Genomic DNA, 18,937 nt, shown 5'->3' with positions numbered 1-18,937 from the left:
GTTGCCTCCTGTTATGTAAAAGCGTGCTCTTTTGTGCGAGCTTGGATTTACAGTACAGCGCGAGGCTTACCCGCCCCTTACGGCAGCGTTTTTTCTCGCGGGGACAACACAAGACAGGAAGAAAAATCAGTTCAAGGCGGCAGCCGGTCCGAAGAATTCATGGTGCGTCTGCTGTTCCGGCACGCCCAGTTCGCGCAAGTATTGCTTGACGGCCCGCATGAACGGCTGCGGTCCCAGGAAATAGGCGTCGATGTCGCGCGAAGCCGGCAGCCAGTTTTTCAGTTGCTCTTTATTCAGCAGGCCGACGGCATCCGGCGCATCGTGCTCGCCACCATGTTCCGCGTAGCAGTAATAGCGCTGCAGCTGCGGGTGCTGCGCGGCCAGTTCGTCGATCTGCGCGCGGAACGCATGCACGCCGTGGTTGCGCGCCGCGTGGATGAAGTGCACGGGACGCTTGCCGCGCAGGGCCGCCGTCAGCATGGCCAGGGTGGGCGTGATGCCCACGCCGCCGCTGATCAGCACCAGCGGCCTGTCGCTCTCCTTCAGTACGAAGTCGCCCGATGGCGGCGTCAGTTGCACCGTGTCGCCCGCCTGCACGTGGTCGTGGAAATAGTTCGACACCTTGCCGCCCGCTTCGCGCTTGACGCTGATGCGGTAGGTCTGGCCATTGCTGGCGGCCGACAGCGAGTACTGGCGGCGCATGGGCACGCCATCGACCATCACCAGCACGCCGATGTACTGGCCTGGCGCAAAGTCGAGCACGGGCTGGCCATCAACGGGCGCCAGCAGGAAGGACGTGATCTCGCCGCTTTCCACCGTCTTGCTGCGCACGGTAAAGTCGCGCGCGCCGCTCCAGCCGCCCGGTGCGGCCGCCTGCGCCTTGTAGATGCGCCCTTCCTCGCCGGCCAGGATGTCGGCCAGCTGGCCATAGGCGGCGCCCCAGGCATCGATGACGGCATCGCTGGCCACTTCTTCGCCCAGCACCTCGCGTATCGCCTGCAGCAGGCTGGCGCCCACCAGCGGATAGTGCTCGGCGCGGATCTGCAGCGCCACGTGCTTGTTGACGATGGTCGACACGAGATCGCCCAGCGCATCGAGTTGATCGATATGCCTGGCGTACATCAGCACGCCATTGGCCAGCGCGCGCTGCTGCTCGCCGCTGTGCTGGTGCGCCTGGTTGAAGTACGGCAGCACTTCGGGATGGTCGCGGAACAGATTCTTGTAGAAGTGGCGCGTCAGCGCTTCGCCGCCCTGCTCGAGGATAGGGACGGTGGCCGTGATGATGGCGCGTTGTTCTTGGGTCAGCATGTGCAACTCCTGTATGTCTATTGGTGGTAAGCGGTGTCAGGCCAGCGATTCAACGGCTGGATACAATTCGTGGTCTTCGCGCCGCATGCGCTGGAACAGCGCGTGCAGCACGGTGTTCGCTTCGCTGCGGAAGGCGTCCGGCTCGGCTGCCAGGCGCACCGGCGTATTCCAGCGACCGGCAAACTCCAGGTAGGCGCCGGCGATGCCGTGCATCTCGCTTTCGTACCGGCGGCCCATCTGCGCCACCTTGGCCACGCCGCAGGCTTGCGCGGCCGGATACAGGAAACGCTGCTCCACGGCCAGGTGCAGCTTGATCAAGCCGCTCATGGCGACGATCTGTTGCGCAATGACGCTGGCCTGCGCGGCGACGCCGCCGCGCGCCAACTGGCGCAAGTCATCGATGGCGGCCAGGATGGCCAGATGCTGCTGTTTGAATTTGTCGATATTCATGGCGTTTTTCTCTTGTTGAGTGGCGCCAGTGTAGCGGAATTCAGTTAAACATGCAAATCAAATGCATCTTTATGACCCTGTAGTTTCCGATAGGAATGTACATCGACTTGCGCCACTGTGTGCGCCACAAAACACAAGCCAAGGCCACGCTTGCCTATAATTTGCAGGACAGCGCTGGCCTGCTTGCGGCCATGCCGCCCCCTCCAATCCAGCCAAGGATGAGCATGACAAACAAGACCGATACTGCAGATACAGGCCAGGCGCAGCACTTGGCCGCCATCATCAGCACACACCACGCGCAATTGCTGGACGGCTGGATGGCCGGCCTGATCGCCCGCCTGCTGCGGCGCGACAAGATCGCCGAAAACGAGCTGCGCCAGCAGGCATCGCAATTCCTGCCGCTGCTGGCGAGCGCGCTGGAAAGCGCCGACTCCTTCGACATCGAGGGCGCCGCCTGGGACGACACGCGCCAGCTGCTCGCTGACATATCGCAATCGCGCGCGCGCCAGGGCTACGCGCCGGTCGACACGGCCAGCTTCGTGTTTTCCCTCAAGGAGCCCCTGTTCGCCTACCTGCGCAATGCCCTCGCGGCGCAGCCGCAGCAACTGGGCGAGGCCCTCGTTAGCACCAGCAATCTGTTCGACGAGCTGGGCCTGCTGACCATCGCCGTCTACCAGAAGGCGCGCGAACAGGTGATATTGCGCCAGCAGCAGGAATTGCTGGAGCTGTCCACGCCCGTGGTGCAGTTATGGAAAGACGTGCTGGCCCTGCCCTTGATCGGCACGCTCGACAGCGCGCGCACGCAGGTGGTGATGGAAAGCCTGTTGCAAAAGATCGTCGACACGGGCGCCCTGATCGCCATCATCGACATCACGGGCGTGCCCACCGTCGATACCCTGGTGGCGCAGCACCTGCTGAAAACCATCGCCGCCGCGCGCCTGATGGGCGCCGATTGCATCATCAGCGGCATCCGCCCGCAGATCGCGCAAACCATCGTGCACCTGGGCGTCAACCTGGAAGACGTGATCACCAAGGCCACGCTGGCCGACGCCTTCGTCGTGGCCCTGAAGCGCACGGGTTCCAGCATCGACTACCGGCAGCAGCACTGAGGCGCGCATGGATAAAATCCCTATTTTACGCATGGGCCGGCTGCTGCTGGTGACGATCCAGGTGGACATGCACGACCGCCTGGCGATGGCCTTGCAGGACGACCTGACGGCGCGCATCGTGACGGACCACGCCACGGGCGTGCTGATCGATATATCCGCGCTCGACATCGTCGATTCCTTCATCGGCCGCATGATCAGCAACACGGCGGCGATGGCAAAGATCCTTGGCGCACGCACCGTGGTCGTCGGCATGCAGCCGGCCGTCGCCATCACCCTGGTGGAGCTGGGCCTGACCTTGGAAGGCGTGAGCACGGCACTCAACGTGGAACGCGGCATCAAGCTGCTGGAACGGGACGGCGAATGGGAATGACGGTGGCGCCGTGCTAGGCGCGCAGGCGCGGGAATGCGAGCAGATACTGCCGCTGCGCGGCGACGAAGACGTTGTGCGGCTGCGCAGGCAGGTGCGCGACAGCATGGTCGCCATGGGTTTTGGCCTGATCGAACAGACCAAGATCATCACGGCGGCCAGCGAGCTGGCGCGCAACACCCTGCGCTACGGCGGCGGCGGCGAAGCGCGCATCGCGCGCATCAGCGATGGCGCGCGCCAGGGGCTGGAACTGCGCTTCATCGATGCGGGACCGGGCATAGCCGATATTGCCCTGGCGCTGACCGATGGCTATACCAGCGGCGGCGGCCTGGGTCTGGGGCTGGGCGGCGCCAGGCGCCTGGCCGACGCATTTCACATCGACACGGCGCCCGGCGCCGGTACTACCGTCATTATCGCGAAATGGAAGCTGTTTTGAACCACATCGAGCACACCCCGGACATCGCCAGGCAACGTCGTTTCTCCATCGGCGAACCGAGCGAAATCGCCGCCGCGCGCCGCGCCGGCAACGAACTGGCGCGCCACATCGGCTTCGACGACGTGCGCGCGGGCGAATTGGCCATCGTCATCAGCGAGGCGGCGACGAATATCGTCAAGCACGCGCAGCGCGGTGAAATCCTGCTGCGCAAGGTGCTGCGCGGCGGCACCAGCGGCATCGAAGTGCTGGCCATCGACAGCGGTCCCGGCATGGAGAACGTGCGCCAGCACATGCAGGATGGCCATTCCACCACCGGCACCTATGGCGTGGGCCTGGGCGCGATGCGCCGCCTGGGACAGCAATTCGACCTGTACACGGCGCCCGGCAAAGGCACGGCGCTGATGGTGGTGGTCGGGGGCCAGCATGCCGGCGGCGCCATACCGCCCCATCCTGGCTGGCAAGTCGGCGCCGTGTGCTTGCCGCTGGCGTCCGAACAGGTGTGCGGCGACGCCTGGAACGTGGTCTGCGAAGGCCATGAACTGAGCTTGCTGGTAGCCGACGGCCTGGGACACGGCCCGCTGGCGGCGCGCGCCTCGGAACGCGCCAGCGCCCTGCTGGAAGGCGGCACGCCCGGCCTGGCGCCCCTGCCCGCCCCCTTCATCGAACAGGCCCACGACGCCCTGCGCGGCACGCGCGGCGCGGCCATGGCCGTGGCGCATATCGACAGCGCGCGCCGCGAATTGCGCTACGCCGGCGTGGGCAATATCGCCGCCTGCGCCTTCGATGCGCAGCAGCGCCGGCATCTGCTGTCGCATAACGGCATCGTCGGCAGCAACCTGCGCAAGGTGCAGGAATTCTGCTATGCGTGGCAGCCGGGCGCGACGCTGATCATGCATAGCGACGGCCTGCAAACGCGCTGGGACCTGGAACAGTATCCGGGCCTGGCGCAGTGCCACCCCAGCCTGGTCGCCGCCGTGCTGTACCGCGATTTTGCGCGCGGACGCGACGACGTCACGGTGGTGGTGCTGCGCGAACACGAGGAATACCGGCCGGCCGGTGCGGAAAGGAGCGGTACGCCATGACGCAACGCATATTGACGGCGCATATCGGGAGCGAGCTCGATGTGGTGGGGGCGCGCCAGCGCGCGCGGCAGATCGCCGCCCTGTGCGGCTTCGGCGTGCAGGACCAGGTGCGCATCGCCACGGCCGTGTCGGAACTGGCGCGCAACGTCTACAACTACGCCGGCAGCGGCAAGGTGCATTTCGCCATCGACGGCCAGACGGCGCCGCAGGTGCTCAGCATCCGCATCGAGGACCAGGGCCCCGGCATCGCGCAGCTCGACAAGATATTGGCCGGCACCTACCGCTCGCCCACGGGCATGGGCCTGGGCATCCTGGGCGCCCAGCGCCTGATGGACCGCTGCCATATCCACAGCGCGCCCGGCGACGGCACGCACATCACCTTGCACAAACTGTTCCCGCGCGACGCGCGCCTGCTCGACGGGAGCATGATCGGCACGCTGTCCGGCAGCCTGCAGGCGCTACCTTCGGATATCACGCTGTCCGAAGTGCAGCAGCAGAACCGCGAACTATTGACCACCCTGGCCGAACTGAAGACGCGCCAGGACGACCTGCTGCAGCTGACGCGCGAACTGGAAGACACCAACCGCGGCGTGGTGGCGCTGTTCGCGGAGCTCGACGAAAAAGCCGACCACCTGCGCCGCGCCGACCAGATGAAATCGCGCTTCCTGTCGAACATGAGCCATGAATTCCGCACCCCGCTCAGCTCCATCCGCGCCCTGTCCAAGCTGCTGCTCGACCGCATCGACGGCGATCTGTCCGGGGAACAGGAAAAGCAGGTGATGTTCATCCTGCAAAGCGCCGTCAGCCTGAGCGACCTGGTCAACGACCTGCTGGACCTGGCCAAGATCGAGGCGGGCAAGGTCGACGTACACGCCAACAGCTTCCAGGTGGCCGACCTGTTCAGCGCCCTGCGCGGCATGCTGCGCCCGCTGCTGGTGTCCGAGTCGCTCACCCTGACCTTCATCGACCCCGACCCGGCGCTGCACATCCACACGGATGAAGGCAAGCTGTCGCAAATTCTGCGCAACTTCATCGCCAACGCCCTGAAGTTTACGGAAGCGGGCGCCATCGTCGTCAGCGCCACGCCCTTGCCGGAGCAGGACGCCATCCGCTTTTCCGTCTCCGACACGGGCCTGGGCATCGATGCCGAAGACGTGCAGCTGATCTTCGAGGAATTCAGCCAGGTGGAAAACCACCTGCAGCGCAAGGTCAAGGGCACGGGCCTGGGCCTGCCCCTGTGCCGCAACTTGGCCACCTTGCTCAATGGCACGGTGTCCGTGGAAAGCACGCCGGGCCGCGGTTCGCTGTTTTCCGTCGTCCTGCCCACCAGCTACCATGCGCCCGAAGGCAGCCTGCCGCCATGCGCGCCGGCCAACGACAATGGCAACGACCAGCGCGTCGCCGTGCTGGTCGTGGAAGACAATCCGCCCGTGCGCCTCCTGTACGAAAAATTTTTGGCCGGCAGCGAATTTCGCGTCATTCCCGCACGCAGCGTGCGCGAAGCGCAGGAGCGCTGGGAACAGCAGCGTCCCGCCGCCGTCATCCTCGACATCCTGCTGCACGGCGAAACGGCCTGGCACTGGCTGGCCGAGCTGAAAAACGACCCGCTGCGGCGCCAGGTGCCCGTCATCGTCGCCACCGAAATCGACGACGTGCGCAAGGGCCTGGCCCTGGGCGCCGAGGCCTACTACATCAAGCCGCTGTCGCGCCAGCAATTGCTGGCGACCCTGCGCGCGCTGATCGGCAACACACATCACCGGCAGGAGCCGGCTCCGCCGCAAGGCACAACCACATGGGACAATGCGCATGCTACCGGATAACAACAGCGATGCTCTGATCCTGAACGTCGATGACAGCGATGGCGCACGCTACGCCAAATCGCGCATCCTCAAACGCGCCGGTTTCAAGGTCATCGAAGCCTCGAACGGCGGCGACGCGCTGCTGCGCGCCCGCCAGGACCGCCCCAACCTGATCCTCCTCGACGTCAAGCTGCCCGACATCAACGGCCTGGAAGTGTGCCGCCAACTGAAGGGCGGCGCCGAGACGAACACCATCCTGGTGCTGCAAACGTCGGCTTCCTGCATCGGCACGGCCGACAAGATCCGCGCCCTCGATGGCGGCGCCGACAATTACCTGGTCGAGCCGATCGAGGCCGATGAACTGATCGCCAACGTCAAGGCGCTGCTGCGCCTGGGACGGGTCGAGCGCGCGCTGCGCGACGTGGACCGCCGCAAGGATGAATTCCTGGCCACCCTGGCGCACGAATTGCGCAACCCGCTGGGCCCCATCCGCACGGCGCTGGCCCTGCTGTGCAAGCTCGACCCCGTCGTGCCACCGATGCAGGACAATGCGCGCCGCACCATCGGCCGCCACACGGACCACCTGGTGCGCCTGGTGGACGACCTGCTCGACGTGTCGCGTATTTCGCAGGGCAAGATCTCGCTGCAATGGGAAAGCGTGAGCCTGGCCAGCGTCATCCGCAGCGCGCTGGAAACGAGCTCGCACAGCATCGAGGCGCGCGGCCATGCGCTGAAGGTGAGCCTGCCCGAAGACGAGCTGTGGGTGCGCGGCGACGCCGTGCGCCTGTCGCAGATCGTCGCCAACCTGCTGCTCAACTCGGCCAAGTTCACGGCGCCGGGCGGGCGCATCGCCATCACCGCCGTGCGCGAAGGCGACACCGTGCGCATATGCCTGATCGACAACGGCATCGGCATCGCCGCCGCCAGCATCGACAGCATCTTTGGCCTCTTCAAACAGAGCGGACACTCGCCCGACCGGGTGCAGGACGGCCTGGGCATCGGCCTGTCGCTGGTGCGCAAGCTGGTGACCCTGCACGGCGGCGAGGTCAGCGTGCACAGTCCCGGCGTCGGACAGGGCAGCACCTTCGAGATCGTGCTACCGCTCGATGCCGGCGCGCCCGTGCCGCCGCCGGCCGCCGTGCCGGCGCCAGCCCAGCCACCGTCCGGCGACAGCCAGCGCATCCTTGTCGTCGACGACAACTGCGACGCGGCCGACACCCTGGCCGAACTGCTGGCAATGTACGGCCACACGGTGCGCACGGCTTACACGGGCACGCAAGCGATCGAACGCACGCAGGAGTTCATGCCCGACATCGTCTTTCTCGACATCGGCCTGCCCGACATGAGCGGCTACGAAGTGGCCGTGGCCTTGCGCCAGTTGCCGATACCGCAGCAATTCCTGCTCGTCGCGCTGACCGGCTACGGCCAGGAACACGACCGCCAGGCGGCACTGCAGGCAGGCTTCGACGAGCACTTCGCCAAGCCTGTCGATTTTGGCAAGCTGGCCAGGCTGGGACTGCATATCGCGCCATGAGCGGGGTGGCGGCTGCATGCCGCCAGGGCGTCCGCTATAATCGGCGGCCGCCTCACCTCTGGAACCATGACATGAAAACCCGCACGCCGCTGCTGCGCATCACCATGCTGCTGGGCGCCCTGCACGCCCTGCTGGGCTGGCTGCTATTGCCTGCCCTGCCCGTCGGCCTGGCCGGCTGGCTGCTGGGCGGCCTGGTCTTGCTGGCGTCGACCATGCTGATGCCGATGACCATCTTCGCCCGCGCCATCACCAACGATGCGCGCCTGGCCGACCGTTTGAGCTGGGCCGGCTCGCTGTGCATGGGCTTTTTTTCCTCGCTGTTCGTGCTGACCGTGCTGCGCGAGCTGCTGATGCTGATTCCCGCCACCCGACCGCACGCGCAGGCGTCCGCCGTGCTTGTGCTGGTCCTGGCCCTGCTGGCCACCGCCGTCGGTTTCATCAACGCCCGCAAGGTGGCGCGCGTGCGCGAAGTCGACGTGCCCATCGCCGGCCTGCCGCCCGCCTTGCAGGGCTTGACTATCGTGCAACTGAGCGACATCCACGTGGGCGCCACCATCAAGCGCGCCTATGTGGAAGCCATCGTCGCGCGCGCCAACGGCCTGCAGCCCGACATCATCGCCATCACGGGCGACGTGGTCGACGGCACGGTGGCGCAATTGGGCAGCCATACGGCGCCGCTGGGTGAGCTGCGCGCGCGCCATGGCGTCTTCCTCGTCACGGGCAACCACGAATACTATTCTGGCGCCGCACCGTGGGTGGCGGAGTTCCGCCGCCTGGGCTTGCGCGTGCTGATGAACGAACATGCGGTGCTCGAGCACGACGGCGCATACCTGGCCCTGGCCGGCGTCACCGATTTCAACGCGGCCGGTTTCGACCCTGCCCAGAAAAGCGACCCGCAGGCGGCCATCGCCGGTGCGCCAGCCGGCATCCCGCGCATCCTGCTGGCGCACCAGCCGCGCAGCGCGCCCGATGCCGAAGCGGCCGGCTACGACCTGCAGTTGTCGGGCCACACGCACGGCGGCCAGTTCTGGCCCTGGAATCTGTTCGTGCCGCTGCAGCAGCCGTATGTAGCGGGACTGCACCGGCAAGGCCGCTTGTGGATTTATGTGAGCCGCGGCACCGGCTACTGGGGCCCGCCGAAGCGCATCGGCGCGCCGGCGGAGATTACGAGATTGAGGCTGGTGGCGGCGTAGAACCTAATCGGCCCAGCTGGCCATCCACGCCTCGAAGCGCGCCACCACGGCCGGCGGATTCAAGCGCGCCAGCGCGCCTTCCACCGGTACGCTGTCGCTGACCTCGAACAGCAGCACGCAATCGTCGCGCTGCGCGCCCGTGCCGAAGCATTCGTCGGCATCGAGCTGCGCCAGCGCCGCGATGCAGGCATCGAACACGCCGCTGCGGAAGGTGCTGAAGTCCACGTCGAACGGCAAGTCGCGGTGCGCCTGCAGCAGCAAACGGTAGGCGCTGTCGAAATACGCGACCCCGTCCTCAAACGCCCATTCGGCCGGATTCCATAACATCTCTTCGCCGTACTCCGAGGCGGCCAGCGCTTCGCGGCTGTTGGCCGCCGGGCCGATGGTCATGGCGCTGTCGTCGCTGACCAGCGCGAAAGCGTTGATGTGCTGGCCGGGATGGGCACGGCGCACGGCCCCAAATGCCAGGCGCGCGGCATCCGCTACCAGTATTTGCAGCAGCGCGAAATCAAAGACGGCCGGGTCGATGGGCATGGCGCGCGCCAGGGTATAGCCATCGGCGACAGCCACATCGCAATGGGCCAGATAGGCGGCCTGCGCTTCGGCTACGCTCGCATACTGCGTGCGCGTCTCCTCGCCCCAGGTCATGGCCGCACCGGCGGCCGTCCACACCGTGGTGCCGAAGACGCGCACTTCCTGGAAGCGGGCCGGCTGGTCATGGTTAAAGGTATAAAACAGGCTGTAATTGCTATGCATGAAAATTTTTCATCGGTTAATCGGGCCGCATCTGCGCCGCGAAATCGCGCTGGCGGAATTGCGCCAGCAGGAAATCGACGAACACGCGCGTCTTTGCGGGCAGCAGTTTCTTGCTCGGATAGTACACGGACAAAGGGCCGGAATCGGCATGCCAGCCGGGCAGCAGCCGGACCAGGGCGCCGCTGCGCAAGTGGGCCAGCGCATGCGGCATGGGCAGCAGCGCCACGCCAACGCCGAGGATGGCCGCCTGCGCCATCGCTTCCGGATCGTCGAAGATGGCGCGCGGACGGCATTCGGCCACGCCTTCGCCGCCCGAACCGTCGCGCAGTATCCAGCTGCGCAATCTGCCGCTGCCGGCCGAGCGGCGCGCCACGCCGTCGAATTGCGCCAGATCCGAAGGGTGCACGGGCATGGCTTTGCCCCGCATGAAGGCGGGCGACGCCGTGGCGACGATGTGGGCGTGGCCCAGTTCGCGCGCCACCACGCCCGGCGTCAATTCGATGCCGCCGCCGATGGCCACGTCAAAACCTTCACCGATCAAGTCCACTTGCCGGTTGTCGAAATGGCAGTCGGGGATGACACCGGGGTTGCGGGCAATGAAGTCGCCCAGCAAGGGCACCACGTAGCTGCGGCCGAACGATGGCGCCATGCTGATTTTCAGTATGCCGGCCGGCTGGCCGCCCTCTTCGGCCACGCCGGCGATCGCTTCGCGCAGGGTGGACAGGGCGCCGCCTATCTGCTGCAGGAAGCGTTCGCCCCCTTCCGTCAGGGTCAAACGGCGCGTGCTGCGCTGGAACAGCCGCAGCCCCAGACTCGCTTCCAGGCGCGCCACGTTCTTGCTGACGGCCGCCGGCGTCAGCCCCAGGCGGCGCGCGGCCGCCGAAAAACTGCCCAACTCGGCAGACAGCACAAACGATTGCAAGTGATTGAGGGCGTCCATGCGCCTATTCTACCCGCTATCTTGATACTTATAGTTGAAAGTGATTGTAGCGATTCACGGCTAGCGCGGCAGGAATGAAAGGCAGATACTGGCTTCATCCACTCCCCAACATAGAAAGAAAGCACATCATGCAAACTCAAGCCACCACCAGCACCACCCTGCCACTGCAAGACAAGATCGCATTCGTGACGGGCGGCTCGCGCGGCATCGGCGCCGCCATCGTGCGCCGCCTTGCCAGCCAGGGCGCCAACGTCGTCTTCACCTATCAAAGTTCCGCCGCCGAGGCGCAGGCGCTGGCCGCCAAAGTGGAGGCAAGCGGCGGCAAGGCCCTGGGCGTGCAGGCCGATGCGGCCGACGCCTCCGCCCTGACGGCAACCATCGCCAAGGTGGCGGCGCAGTTTGGCCGTGTCGACATCCTCGTCAACAATGCGGGCGTGTTCCTGCCCGGCGCCATCGACGATTTTTCGCTGGAAGACTTCGACAAGACCTTGAACGTCAACGTGCGCGCCGTGTTCGTCGCCATCAAGGCGGCCGTGGCGCACATGCCGACGGGCGGGCGCATCATCAACATCGGCAGCACGAATGCGCACCGCATGCCGTTCGGCGGCGCGGCCGCCTACGCCATGAGCAAATCGGCGCTGAGCGGCCTGACGCAAGGCCTGTCGCGCGACCTGGGCCCGCGCGGCATCACCATCAACAACGTGGAACCGGGCCCCGTCGCCACGGACATGAACCCGCCGACGGGCGACTTCGCCGACCTGATGCACGGCCTGATGGCCCTGCCCCGCCACGGCACGGCCGATGAAATCGCCGGCATGGTCGCTTACCTGGCCAGCGCGGAAGCGGCGTTCGTCACGGGCGCGGGGCTGAAGATCGATGGCGGTTTTGCCGCCTGATCGAGTCCGAACATCAGCGAGCGGTGCGCCGCCACGCCTGCCATGGCGCCATCGGCCACCGCGAACGCCACGCTGCCCGCCATGCGGCCCGCGTCACCGCAGCAAAAGACGCCGGGCACGCTGCTGGCCTTTTGCTCGTCGGTGCGCACGAACGGTCCCATGATTCCCTCTTCCAGCAAGCAGCCCAATTCGCCGGCCAGGGAACTGGCCATGCGGGTACGGGTCGCCACGAACAGGCCGGCCATTGCATGGCGGCTGCCGTCCGCCATGACCACGTCGGCCACGCCGTCGATCCGCGCCACGGGCGTGCGTACCAGCTTGACGCCGCGCGCAGCGAGTTGCGCCAGCTGCGCCGCATCGGGCTCGAACGCGCCATTCAGGAAAAAAGTCACCGTGCCCCAGTCGGGCAGCATCAGCGCATGGTGCATGGACAGGGGGCCGGTGGCCAGCACACCGATGGCGCCCTGCTCCAGTTCATAGCCGTGGCAATACGGGCAGTGAAAAACGCTGCCGCCCCAGCGCTCGGCCAGGCCTTCGACGGGCGGCAGTTCGTCGATCACGCCGGTGGCCAGCACCAGGCGGCGGCCGTGCACGACATGGCCGTCCGCCAGGGTCACGTCGAAACCAGAGCCATTGCCGCTGGCCGCCGCCCGCGTGGCCGTGCCGTCCAGCCAGGTGACGGTGGCATACGCCAGCAGCTGCGCCTTGCCCTCGGCCGCGATGGCGGCCGTGCCGCTGCCGTCCTGGGTCAGGAAACCGTGGGAATGGCTGGCGTAGCGGTTGCGGCGCTGGCCGCCGTCGATCACCAGCACGCGGCGGCGGGCGCGCGCCAGTTGCGTGGCGGCGGACAGGCCCGCGTAGCTGCCGCCGATGATGATGGCGTCAAATTCAGGAATGTGCATGCGGTGCTCCTTTGTGTGTGGCGTATTGTTGGCTGAAACGGTCGGCCAGGTCGGCCAGGGTGACGGCGCCAAGGCGCCGGATCAGCAGCGCCTCGGCTTCGTCGAAGGCGCCGGCCAGCGACTGGTTGACCACTTGCTCGACCAGGCAGCCCGGCTGATCGACGCGGTTGCCCATGGCGAAGATGGTGGGCGACCCCACGGCCGCGTAGATGTCTTGCAGGGTCACCTGGTGCAGGTCGCAGACGATGCGCCAGCCGCCGCCATGGCCCTTGTCCGACGCCACGTAGCCGCGCTCGCGCAGGCCGGCCATCACGCGCCGCACCAGCACGGGGTTGGTGTCCAGGTAGCCGGAAAGTTCTTCGGACGTCATCGGGCGTCCCGCATGGGCCATGTGCAGCAGTACATGGAGGATCGATGATAGTTTGCTGTCGCGTCTCATGTAACTAATGATAGTACATAATTTTCACGAATGCAAACGAGTTGCAAAATCCTGCGTAAAAAAAGGGGGCAGACCTTGTCGGGTCTGACCCCAGCCTTTGCTTCAGGGTGTATTCTTACGCTGCTGATGCTTCCTTGCGCCTGCGTCCCCGCCACCACAGCAGCAAGGCCAGCAGCACCAGCACGCCGACGATGATGCCCGCGCGGGCAAGGCCGATCAGGTTCGACGGTGCGCCGCCATTGCGCAAGGTCGTCACCTGTTCCGCCGTCACCTTGATGGCGGGATTGCCGTACATCCGCTGCACGTAATTGCCGAGGATGACGATCTGCTCGTCCGACAGGGTCTGGCGAAACGCGGGCATCAGGTGGCCCGCAGTATGACTACCCTTGCCGTCCTGGCGCTCGACGCCATCGAGGATGGCCATCACCAGGTTGTTGCTGTTGCTGCGGCCCGTCGCCGAGTTGTGGAACAGCGGCGGCAAGCCGCCGTCGAAACTACCCTCGCCCCTGGCCTGGTGACAGCTGGCGCACTGCGCATCGTAGAGCTGCGCACCCGACATCGTGTTCAGGTTTTGCGGCAGCGGCACGCCACGGATGCTGCTCAACTCGTCGCCCGCCTTGCCCCATTGCGTCACCGGTTTCACGTCCGCCTTGTCGCGGATGGCGGGCACGCTCTTGATGTAGTGCGCGATGGCGTTCAAGTCCGCGTCGCTCAGGTGCTTGAGGCTATGGTCGATGGCTTCGGCCATCGGGCCTGCCGCCTGGCCCCGGTGCGCGGCGCGGCCCGTGCGCAGGTAGCTGGCCAGCTCCTGCTGGCTCCAGCCACCCACGCCGCTGTTGACGTCCGACGTGATGTTCGGCGCGTACCAGGTGCCCAGGTCCGCCCCGCCCAGCTCCTTCGACAGCTGCTCCGCCATCAGCGCATTGCGCGGCGTGTGGCACGTGGTGCAGTGGGCCAGGCCTTGCGCCAGGTAGGCGCCGCGGTTCCACTCCAGGCTTTTCGACGCATCGGCCACGAACGGTTTTTTATCGAGGAAGAGCAGGTTCCAGCCCGCCATCGACAAACGGATATTGAACGGAAACGGCAAGTCCGTCTTTTGCGCCGGCGCCGTGTCCACCGCCGCCACGCCATGCATGAAATAGGCGTACAGGGCGGCCGTGTCGTCATCCGTTACCTTGGCGTAGGCCGTATAGGGCATGGCCGGGTACAGATTGGCGCCATCGGCCCGCACGCCATGACGCACGGCGGCGGAAAACTGCGCCAGCGTGTAGTTGCCGATGCCATGCGTTGTCGACGGCGTGATGTTGGTGGCGACGATGGGACCCAGCGGCGTGGCCAGGGCCAGGCCGCCCGCCATCGGCTTCCCGCCAGGCACGCTGTGGCAGGCGATGCAGTCGCCGGCCGTGGCCAGGTAGCGGCCACGTTCGATCGCCTGCACGTCCGCGCCCGGCGCTTGCGCCGCCAGCACGGGCAAGGCCAGGGACAGCAAGGCGGCGCCGGCCGCCAGTCTGAAGATCGCCATCATGCCGTGCCTCCCTGTTGTTCGTCGAGGATATGCTTGACGGTGCGCAGGGCCACGGCCAGGCCGTTTTCCGTCGAATTGCAGGTGCCGGACGTGGGCAGCACGCCCGTGCTGCACAGGAACAGGTTGGCGTGATCGAAAGTACGGCCCCACTGGTCGCACACGGCCTTGGCCGGGTCGGAACCCATCGACAGGGTGCCGCAGATGTGCTGGTTGTTGGCGAACACGCCTTCCTTGCTGTGGCGCAGGTTGGTGCCGCCCATCAGTTTTGCGATGCGCTCGAAATCCTGCTTCGAACGCTCGTGGCCACGCTTCGTGTACTCGTCGATTGCGTAATGCGCCTGCGGCTTGGGAATGCCCATGGCATCTTTCTCGCTGCTGAGGGCAATGCGGTTTTCCCGGTTCGGCAGCACTTCCAGCACGTTTTTCAGGCTCATTTCACGCGCCGAGCGGAAACGCAGCTGCTGTTCGAATGCTTCGCCAAACACACCCTTGCCGATCAACTCCCTGGTGGCGCCATCGACTCTCGAGATGTTCGTGAAATCCAGGCGGTACGGCGAATGCTGGCTGCGGAAGTCGCCGTCGCGCATGGTGTTGATGGAATTGGGGCTTTGCGGGCCCCTGCCCAGCCACAGGTCTTCATCGGCGTCGAAGGTGATCGAGGTGCTCGGGTGGTCCATCAGGTTGCGGCCCACCATGTCGCTGCTGTTGGCCAGGCCGTTCGGGTATTTGTCCGAAGCGGAAACGAGCAGCAAGCGGGGGCTTTCGATGCCGTTGGCGGCCAGAATAAAGGTCTTGGCCGTGACCCGGTGGCTGTTCTTGTCGACGTCGTAGTACAGGGCGGCCGTGATGCGGCCCTGCGCATCGTGTTCCAGCTTGTAGACGTTGGCGTTGCAGACGATCTTGACGCCCGCCGCTTCCGCCTGCAGCGCGGCGATGCCGCCATGGTATTGCGCGTCGATGGGACAGATAGGCTGGCAGCTGTTGTTGCCGCAGCAGGCCGGGCGGCCATCGTAGCTGACGCTGTTGCGCGCCACCGTGTTGCCAACCACCTTGAACGAGGGGTCGAGGCGCTCGCGGATGCGGCGCATGGCGTACGGCTCCGTCACGGAGCCCATCGGGAAGGCCTGCTTGCGCGGCGAACCCGTGTTCTCGGCACCCGAGACGCCCATGATTTCTTCCGCTTCCTGGTAGAACGGTTCCAGGTCTTCATAGCTGATCGGCCAGTCGACACCCACGCCATACAGGGTATGGATGCGGAAATCGTTCGGCACGTTGCGCCATGCTTGCGCGGCCCAGTGCCACGAAGTGCCGCCGAACTGGCGGATGTATTCGGCCGGGTATGGATACGGGCCGGCCTGCACCAGGTAGCCGTTGTCCTTCGGCTGGTAGATCGGGTGCGGTGCCGTGGCCACCGATGGATACGGCGACATCCAGTCGCTGCGGCGCGTCGTGTTGCGGAAACGGGCGACGATTTCGCCGCGCGACACGCGCGGACCCGCTTCCAGTATCAGCACCGAGGCGCCGGCCAGCGCGAGCTTGCGCGCGGCCAGGGAACCGATGATGCCGGAGCCGATCACAAGGTAATCGGCGGAGAGTTCTTCAGCCATGATGGCTCCTTAAATTGGTTTTCTGGCCCAGCTGCCGTAGGCGCCGTAGGAATACGTGGGAGGTTTGAGCACGTCGGCGACGACGGCCGCGTTCAAGGCCTGCTCGTAGGCGACGCAGACGGCCGCCTCGCCCGTTCCGACGATGCCCAGGTACCAGGCGCTGGCGATCTGGCGCGGCAAGGCCGCCAGCGGCGACTGGGCCGGGTCCAGCGCGTCGAGCGCTTCCTGCAGGCCGGCAGCCTGCAAACCCTGCGCATTGATCAGCGCCAGCAGCGCACGCACCTTCGCGGGGAAGGCAGCGTCCTGCGCCACCAGCGCGTCATACAGGCGTGTGGCCAGCACGGGGTCGAGCACTTGCCGTCCCACCAGCATGGCCGACACGCCGAGGAAGGCGCCCTGCTCCGCATTGGCGACCGGTTCGGCCAGCGCCCAGGGAATCAGCGCCGCGGCCGAAGCCGACAGCAAGCCGGCCAGCACCATGCGGCGGCCGGGATTCAGAGGGCCACGGCCCTCCTTATTATGTGTAGCGTCCAATTGAAGCTCCCGTGAGTTCAGCAACCGTTCAGAAAGAATGCTTGAGACCGACCATCACCACCGTCTGCCCGCCGTTCGACGACGGCGTGCCGTTTTGCGAATCGCCGACCGAGGCGACGGCGTTGACGATGGCGCCGTCCTGCCCCAGGGTCTGGCCGCGCGCCAACTGGCGCGCTTCGATCAGGTAGATCGCCGTGCGCTTCGACAGCGCGTAAGTCTGCTCGAACGACAGCTGGCGATAGCGCGCGCGGTCGGCGATGCCGTTGGCGTGGCTGGCGAAGGTGTCGCTGTAGCCGGCGGACAGGAACCATTGCGGCGTCAACTGGTAGCTCGAGATCAGGCCGGCCGTGTTGAAGATGGCCGTGTCGCGGAAGGCCGAGCGGCTGCCAGCCTGGTACTGCACGTTGCTGGCATTGGCGCCCACCATCCACTTGCCCAGGGTGTAGCGCGCGCTGGCGGCGATGAATGCTATGCTTTCAGCCGAGGCGTAGCCCTGGTTGAGGGCGGAAATGCCGAAGTTGCCCGAAGCATTGTCGCTCCAGCCGGCGCCGTTCTGTCCATTTTTCAGTTTCAGGTAGCCGAGCGCGAATTCGGCTGGCGACGTGCTGTACTTGACGGCGGCGCTGAAGCTGCTGCCCACGGCATTGCCGTCGGCCGCTTCGCCAAAACCGTATTGCGCGCTGGCCTGCAAGCCGCGCCAGGCGGGCATGCTGTAGGTGACGGAATTGCTGATGCGCACGGTCGTATCGAGGCCGTCGATGTCGCCCGGGTGGGCGCCGGTCGCGCCCGTCAAGACGTTGCTCGATGCCAGCGAGCCCACGAGCAGGTAGTACGGCGTGTACTGGCGGCCCGCCGTCACGGTGCCGTAGGCTGCCGATTGCAAGCCCACATAGGCCTGGCGGTTGAACAGGGCGCTGGCCGAACTTTGCGCGCCCGTGTCGCTTTCAAAGCCGTTTTCCAGCAGGAACAGCGCCTTCAGGTCGCCGCCCAGGTCTTCCACGCCCTGGAAACCGATCTTGCTGGCGGACAAGCTGCCGCTGCGCATATAGGTATTTGAATTGCCGCCCTGGTTGCTCGCGTACGCGGTGGCCGCGTCGACCACGCCGTAAATGGTGACATTGCTCTGGGCGCAAACGTTTGCGCCGATGAGCGTGGAGACGGCCAGCGCCGCAGCGCGCATGCATGGTGTGTTCATTTTTTTCCTGACTTTCCTGTTTTATCTGGCGAAATACGGGCGTGGCGCCGCGTTGCAGTCCCCTCCCGCGAGAGGAGCGTCCGCTGTTCTTCTTGATTTGGATCAAGTGAAGCAAATTATACGCTTATTTACTAACATGTAAGTGATTAACTATAAGGCTTAGTCTTATAGCAAAACTTCTTGCGTCTTATAGCAAATCCGGCAGGCGTGCGGGCGCACGCCCCGCGGCACGGGGAAATCACAGGGACAGGCATGGGCAAAGCAGCGGCGGCGCATGTTGAAAAACACGCGCCCGATGGCCGTACGGAAGGAAAAGATGGGAGTGGCGTTGCCGCTCAGCGCAGGATGGCGGGCGCCACCGGCAGGGTTTCAAGAGCAATAAACGCTTCCAGCGCACGGCGCATGTCTTCGAACACTTGCTTGCCGTAAGCCGCTTCCAGGTGCGCATATTGCAGGTCGATCAGCTTCCCCATCTGCATCAGCAAACTGGCGCCCGCTTCGGACAGGTGCACCTTGCGGCGACGCTGGTCGCCTTCGAACTTGCTGCGCCCGATCAGGCCGATCTCTTCCATGCGCGCCAGGATGCCGCTCATGCTGGGGCTCGAAATCTGGCAGATCTCGCACAGCTCGCGCGGCTCCAGGGTCGGGCTTTCATTCAGCGCGCGCATGATGCGCCACTGCTGCTCCGTCACGCCGAAGTGATTGAGGATGGGGCGGAAATGCTGGAGCAGGCTGTCGCGGGCCTTCAGCAGCAGTTGCGGCATGTTCGGATAACGGATCGGTAGCTGCAAGTGGAACTCCAGGGTGGGCCAGCACAATGAGCGTCATTATACGACTGGCCCGGGGACAATAGCGGCAAAATTCC

Annotated in this window: 19 protein-coding genes; 8 read left to right on the top strand and 11 right to left on the bottom strand. The window is 65.7% G+C overall.

The window, feature by feature from the left end; genetic code table 11:
• Positions 1–126: 126 nt before the first annotated feature.
• Positions 127–1,308, bottom strand: coding sequence for an NO-inducible flavohemoprotein (hmpA, locus tag ACQ4WO_RS11180; protein ID WP_436481478.1), 1,182 nt, complete (start codon positions 1,306–1,308; stop codon positions 127–129).
• Positions 1,309–1,344: 36 nt separating this feature from the next.
• Positions 1,345–1,758, bottom strand: coding sequence for a hemerythrin domain-containing protein (locus ACQ4WO_RS11175; protein ID WP_436481477.1), 414 nt, complete (start codon positions 1,756–1,758; stop codon positions 1,345–1,347).
• A gap of 224 nt (positions 1,759–1,982) precedes the next feature.
• On the opposite strand from ACQ4WO_RS11175, the gene ACQ4WO_RS11170 reads away from it, so the two are divergent.
• The 7 genes from ACQ4WO_RS11170 (at position 1,983) to ACQ4WO_RS11140 (ending at position 9,278) form a co-directional block, all read left to right on the top strand.
• Positions 1,983–2,867 carry an STAS domain-containing protein gene (locus ACQ4WO_RS11170; protein WP_436481476.1) on the top strand — a complete coding sequence of 295 codons (885 nt, stop codon included), beginning with the start codon at positions 1,983–1,985 and terminating at the stop codon, positions 2,865–2,867.
• A gap of 7 nt (positions 2,868–2,874) precedes the next feature.
• Positions 2,875–3,237, top strand: a complete 363-nt coding sequence (locus tag ACQ4WO_RS11165; RefSeq protein WP_436481475.1) for an STAS domain-containing protein — start codon at positions 2,875–2,877, stop codon at positions 3,235–3,237.
• A 10-nt stretch (positions 3,238–3,247) separates the two neighbouring features.
• Positions 3,248–3,670: an ATP-binding protein gene (locus tag ACQ4WO_RS11160; RefSeq protein WP_436481473.1), complete on the top strand. Its 423-nt coding sequence runs from the start codon at positions 3,248–3,250 to the stop codon at positions 3,668–3,670.
• Positions 3,667–4,752, top strand: coding sequence for an ATP-binding protein (locus ACQ4WO_RS11155; RefSeq protein WP_436481472.1), 1,086 nt, complete (start codon positions 3,667–3,669; stop codon positions 4,750–4,752). The genes ACQ4WO_RS11160 and ACQ4WO_RS11155 overlap by 4 nt, the downstream gene beginning before the upstream one ends.
• Positions 4,749–6,572, top strand: a complete 1,824-nt coding sequence (locus ACQ4WO_RS11150; protein WP_436481471.1) for an ATP-binding protein — start codon at positions 4,749–4,751, stop codon at positions 6,570–6,572. The genes ACQ4WO_RS11155 and ACQ4WO_RS11150 overlap by 4 nt, the downstream gene beginning before the upstream one ends.
• On the top strand, positions 6,559–8,085 hold the full coding sequence (locus tag ACQ4WO_RS11145) for an ATP-binding response regulator (protein ID WP_436481470.1): 1,527 nt from the start codon (positions 6,559–6,561) through the stop codon (positions 8,083–8,085). The genes ACQ4WO_RS11150 and ACQ4WO_RS11145 overlap by 14 nt, the downstream gene beginning before the upstream one ends.
• 71 nt (positions 8,086–8,156) lie before the next feature.
• A complete protein-coding gene (locus tag ACQ4WO_RS11140) occupies positions 8,157–9,278 on the top strand; it encodes a metallophosphoesterase (RefSeq protein WP_436481469.1) in 1,122 nt (373 codons plus the stop codon).
• Between the two features lie 3 nt (positions 9,279–9,281).
• On the opposite strand, the gene ACQ4WO_RS11135 is transcribed toward ACQ4WO_RS11140, so the two are convergent.
• On the bottom strand, positions 9,282–10,034 hold the full coding sequence (locus ACQ4WO_RS11135; protein ID WP_436481468.1) for a DUF4303 domain-containing protein: 753 nt from the start codon (positions 10,032–10,034) through the stop codon (positions 9,282–9,284).
• A 16-nt stretch (positions 10,035–10,050) separates the two neighbouring features.
• Positions 10,051–10,974, bottom strand: coding sequence for a LysR family transcriptional regulator (locus ACQ4WO_RS11130; RefSeq protein WP_436481467.1), 924 nt, complete (start codon positions 10,972–10,974; stop codon positions 10,051–10,053).
• A 128-nt stretch (positions 10,975–11,102) separates the two neighbouring features.
• Between ACQ4WO_RS11130 and ACQ4WO_RS11125 the strand changes: the two genes are divergently transcribed.
• A complete protein-coding gene (locus ACQ4WO_RS11125) occupies positions 11,103–11,870 on the top strand; it encodes an SDR family oxidoreductase (protein WP_436481466.1) in 768 nt (255 codons plus the stop codon).
• Here the strand turns inward: ACQ4WO_RS11125 and ACQ4WO_RS11120 are convergent.
• The 7 genes from ACQ4WO_RS11120 to hpaR all read right to left on the bottom strand — a co-directional run bounded on the left by ACQ4WO_RS11120 (position 11,798) and on the right by hpaR (position 18,863).
• Positions 11,798–12,772, bottom strand: a complete 975-nt coding sequence (locus ACQ4WO_RS11120) for an NAD(P)/FAD-dependent oxidoreductase (protein ID WP_436481465.1) — start codon at positions 12,770–12,772, stop codon at positions 11,798–11,800. The two genes, ACQ4WO_RS11125 and ACQ4WO_RS11120, sit on opposite strands and share 73 nt — an antisense overlap.
• Positions 12,759–13,211 carry an RrF2 family transcriptional regulator gene (locus ACQ4WO_RS11115; RefSeq protein WP_436481464.1) on the bottom strand — a complete coding sequence of 151 codons (453 nt, stop codon included), beginning with the start codon at positions 13,209–13,211 and terminating at the stop codon, positions 12,759–12,761. Before ACQ4WO_RS11115 ends, ACQ4WO_RS11120 begins: the two co-directional genes overlap by 14 nt.
• A gap of 115 nt (positions 13,212–13,326) precedes the next feature.
• The gene (locus tag ACQ4WO_RS11110; RefSeq protein WP_436481463.1) at positions 13,327–14,736 is read right to left on the bottom strand and encodes a c-type cytochrome; all 1,410 of its coding nucleotides are present in this window, start codon (positions 14,734–14,736) and stop codon (positions 13,327–13,329) included.
• The gene (locus ACQ4WO_RS11105) at positions 14,733–16,343 is read right to left on the bottom strand and encodes a GMC family oxidoreductase (protein WP_436481462.1); all 1,611 of its coding nucleotides are present in this window, start codon (positions 16,341–16,343) and stop codon (positions 14,733–14,735) included. The genes ACQ4WO_RS11110 and ACQ4WO_RS11105 overlap by 4 nt, the downstream gene beginning before the upstream one ends.
• A gap of 9 nt (positions 16,344–16,352) precedes the next feature.
• Positions 16,353–16,877 (bottom strand): sugar dehydrogenase complex small subunit, encoded by a 525-nt coding sequence (locus ACQ4WO_RS11100; protein WP_331776424.1) that lies wholly within the window; start codon positions 16,875–16,877, stop codon positions 16,353–16,355.
• A gap of 28 nt (positions 16,878–16,905) precedes the next feature.
• Positions 16,906–18,072 carry a porin gene (locus tag ACQ4WO_RS11095; protein WP_436481461.1) on the bottom strand — a complete coding sequence of 389 codons (1,167 nt, stop codon included), beginning with the start codon at positions 18,070–18,072 and terminating at the stop codon, positions 16,906–16,908.
• A 335-nt stretch (positions 18,073–18,407) separates the two neighbouring features.
• Positions 18,408–18,863: a homoprotocatechuate degradation operon regulator HpaR gene (hpaR, locus tag ACQ4WO_RS11090; protein ID WP_223278727.1), complete on the bottom strand. Its 456-nt coding sequence runs from the start codon at positions 18,861–18,863 to the stop codon at positions 18,408–18,410.
• Positions 18,864–18,937: the final 74 nt, after the last annotated feature.

Source organism: Janthinobacterium aestuarii, from assembly GCF_051380835.1.
GTDB lineage: Bacteria > Pseudomonadota > Gammaproteobacteria > Burkholderiales > Burkholderiaceae_D > Janthinobacterium > Janthinobacterium aestuarii.
Note: the sequence above shows the minus strand (reverse complement) of the source record. Positions and strands in the feature narration are given on the sequence as shown.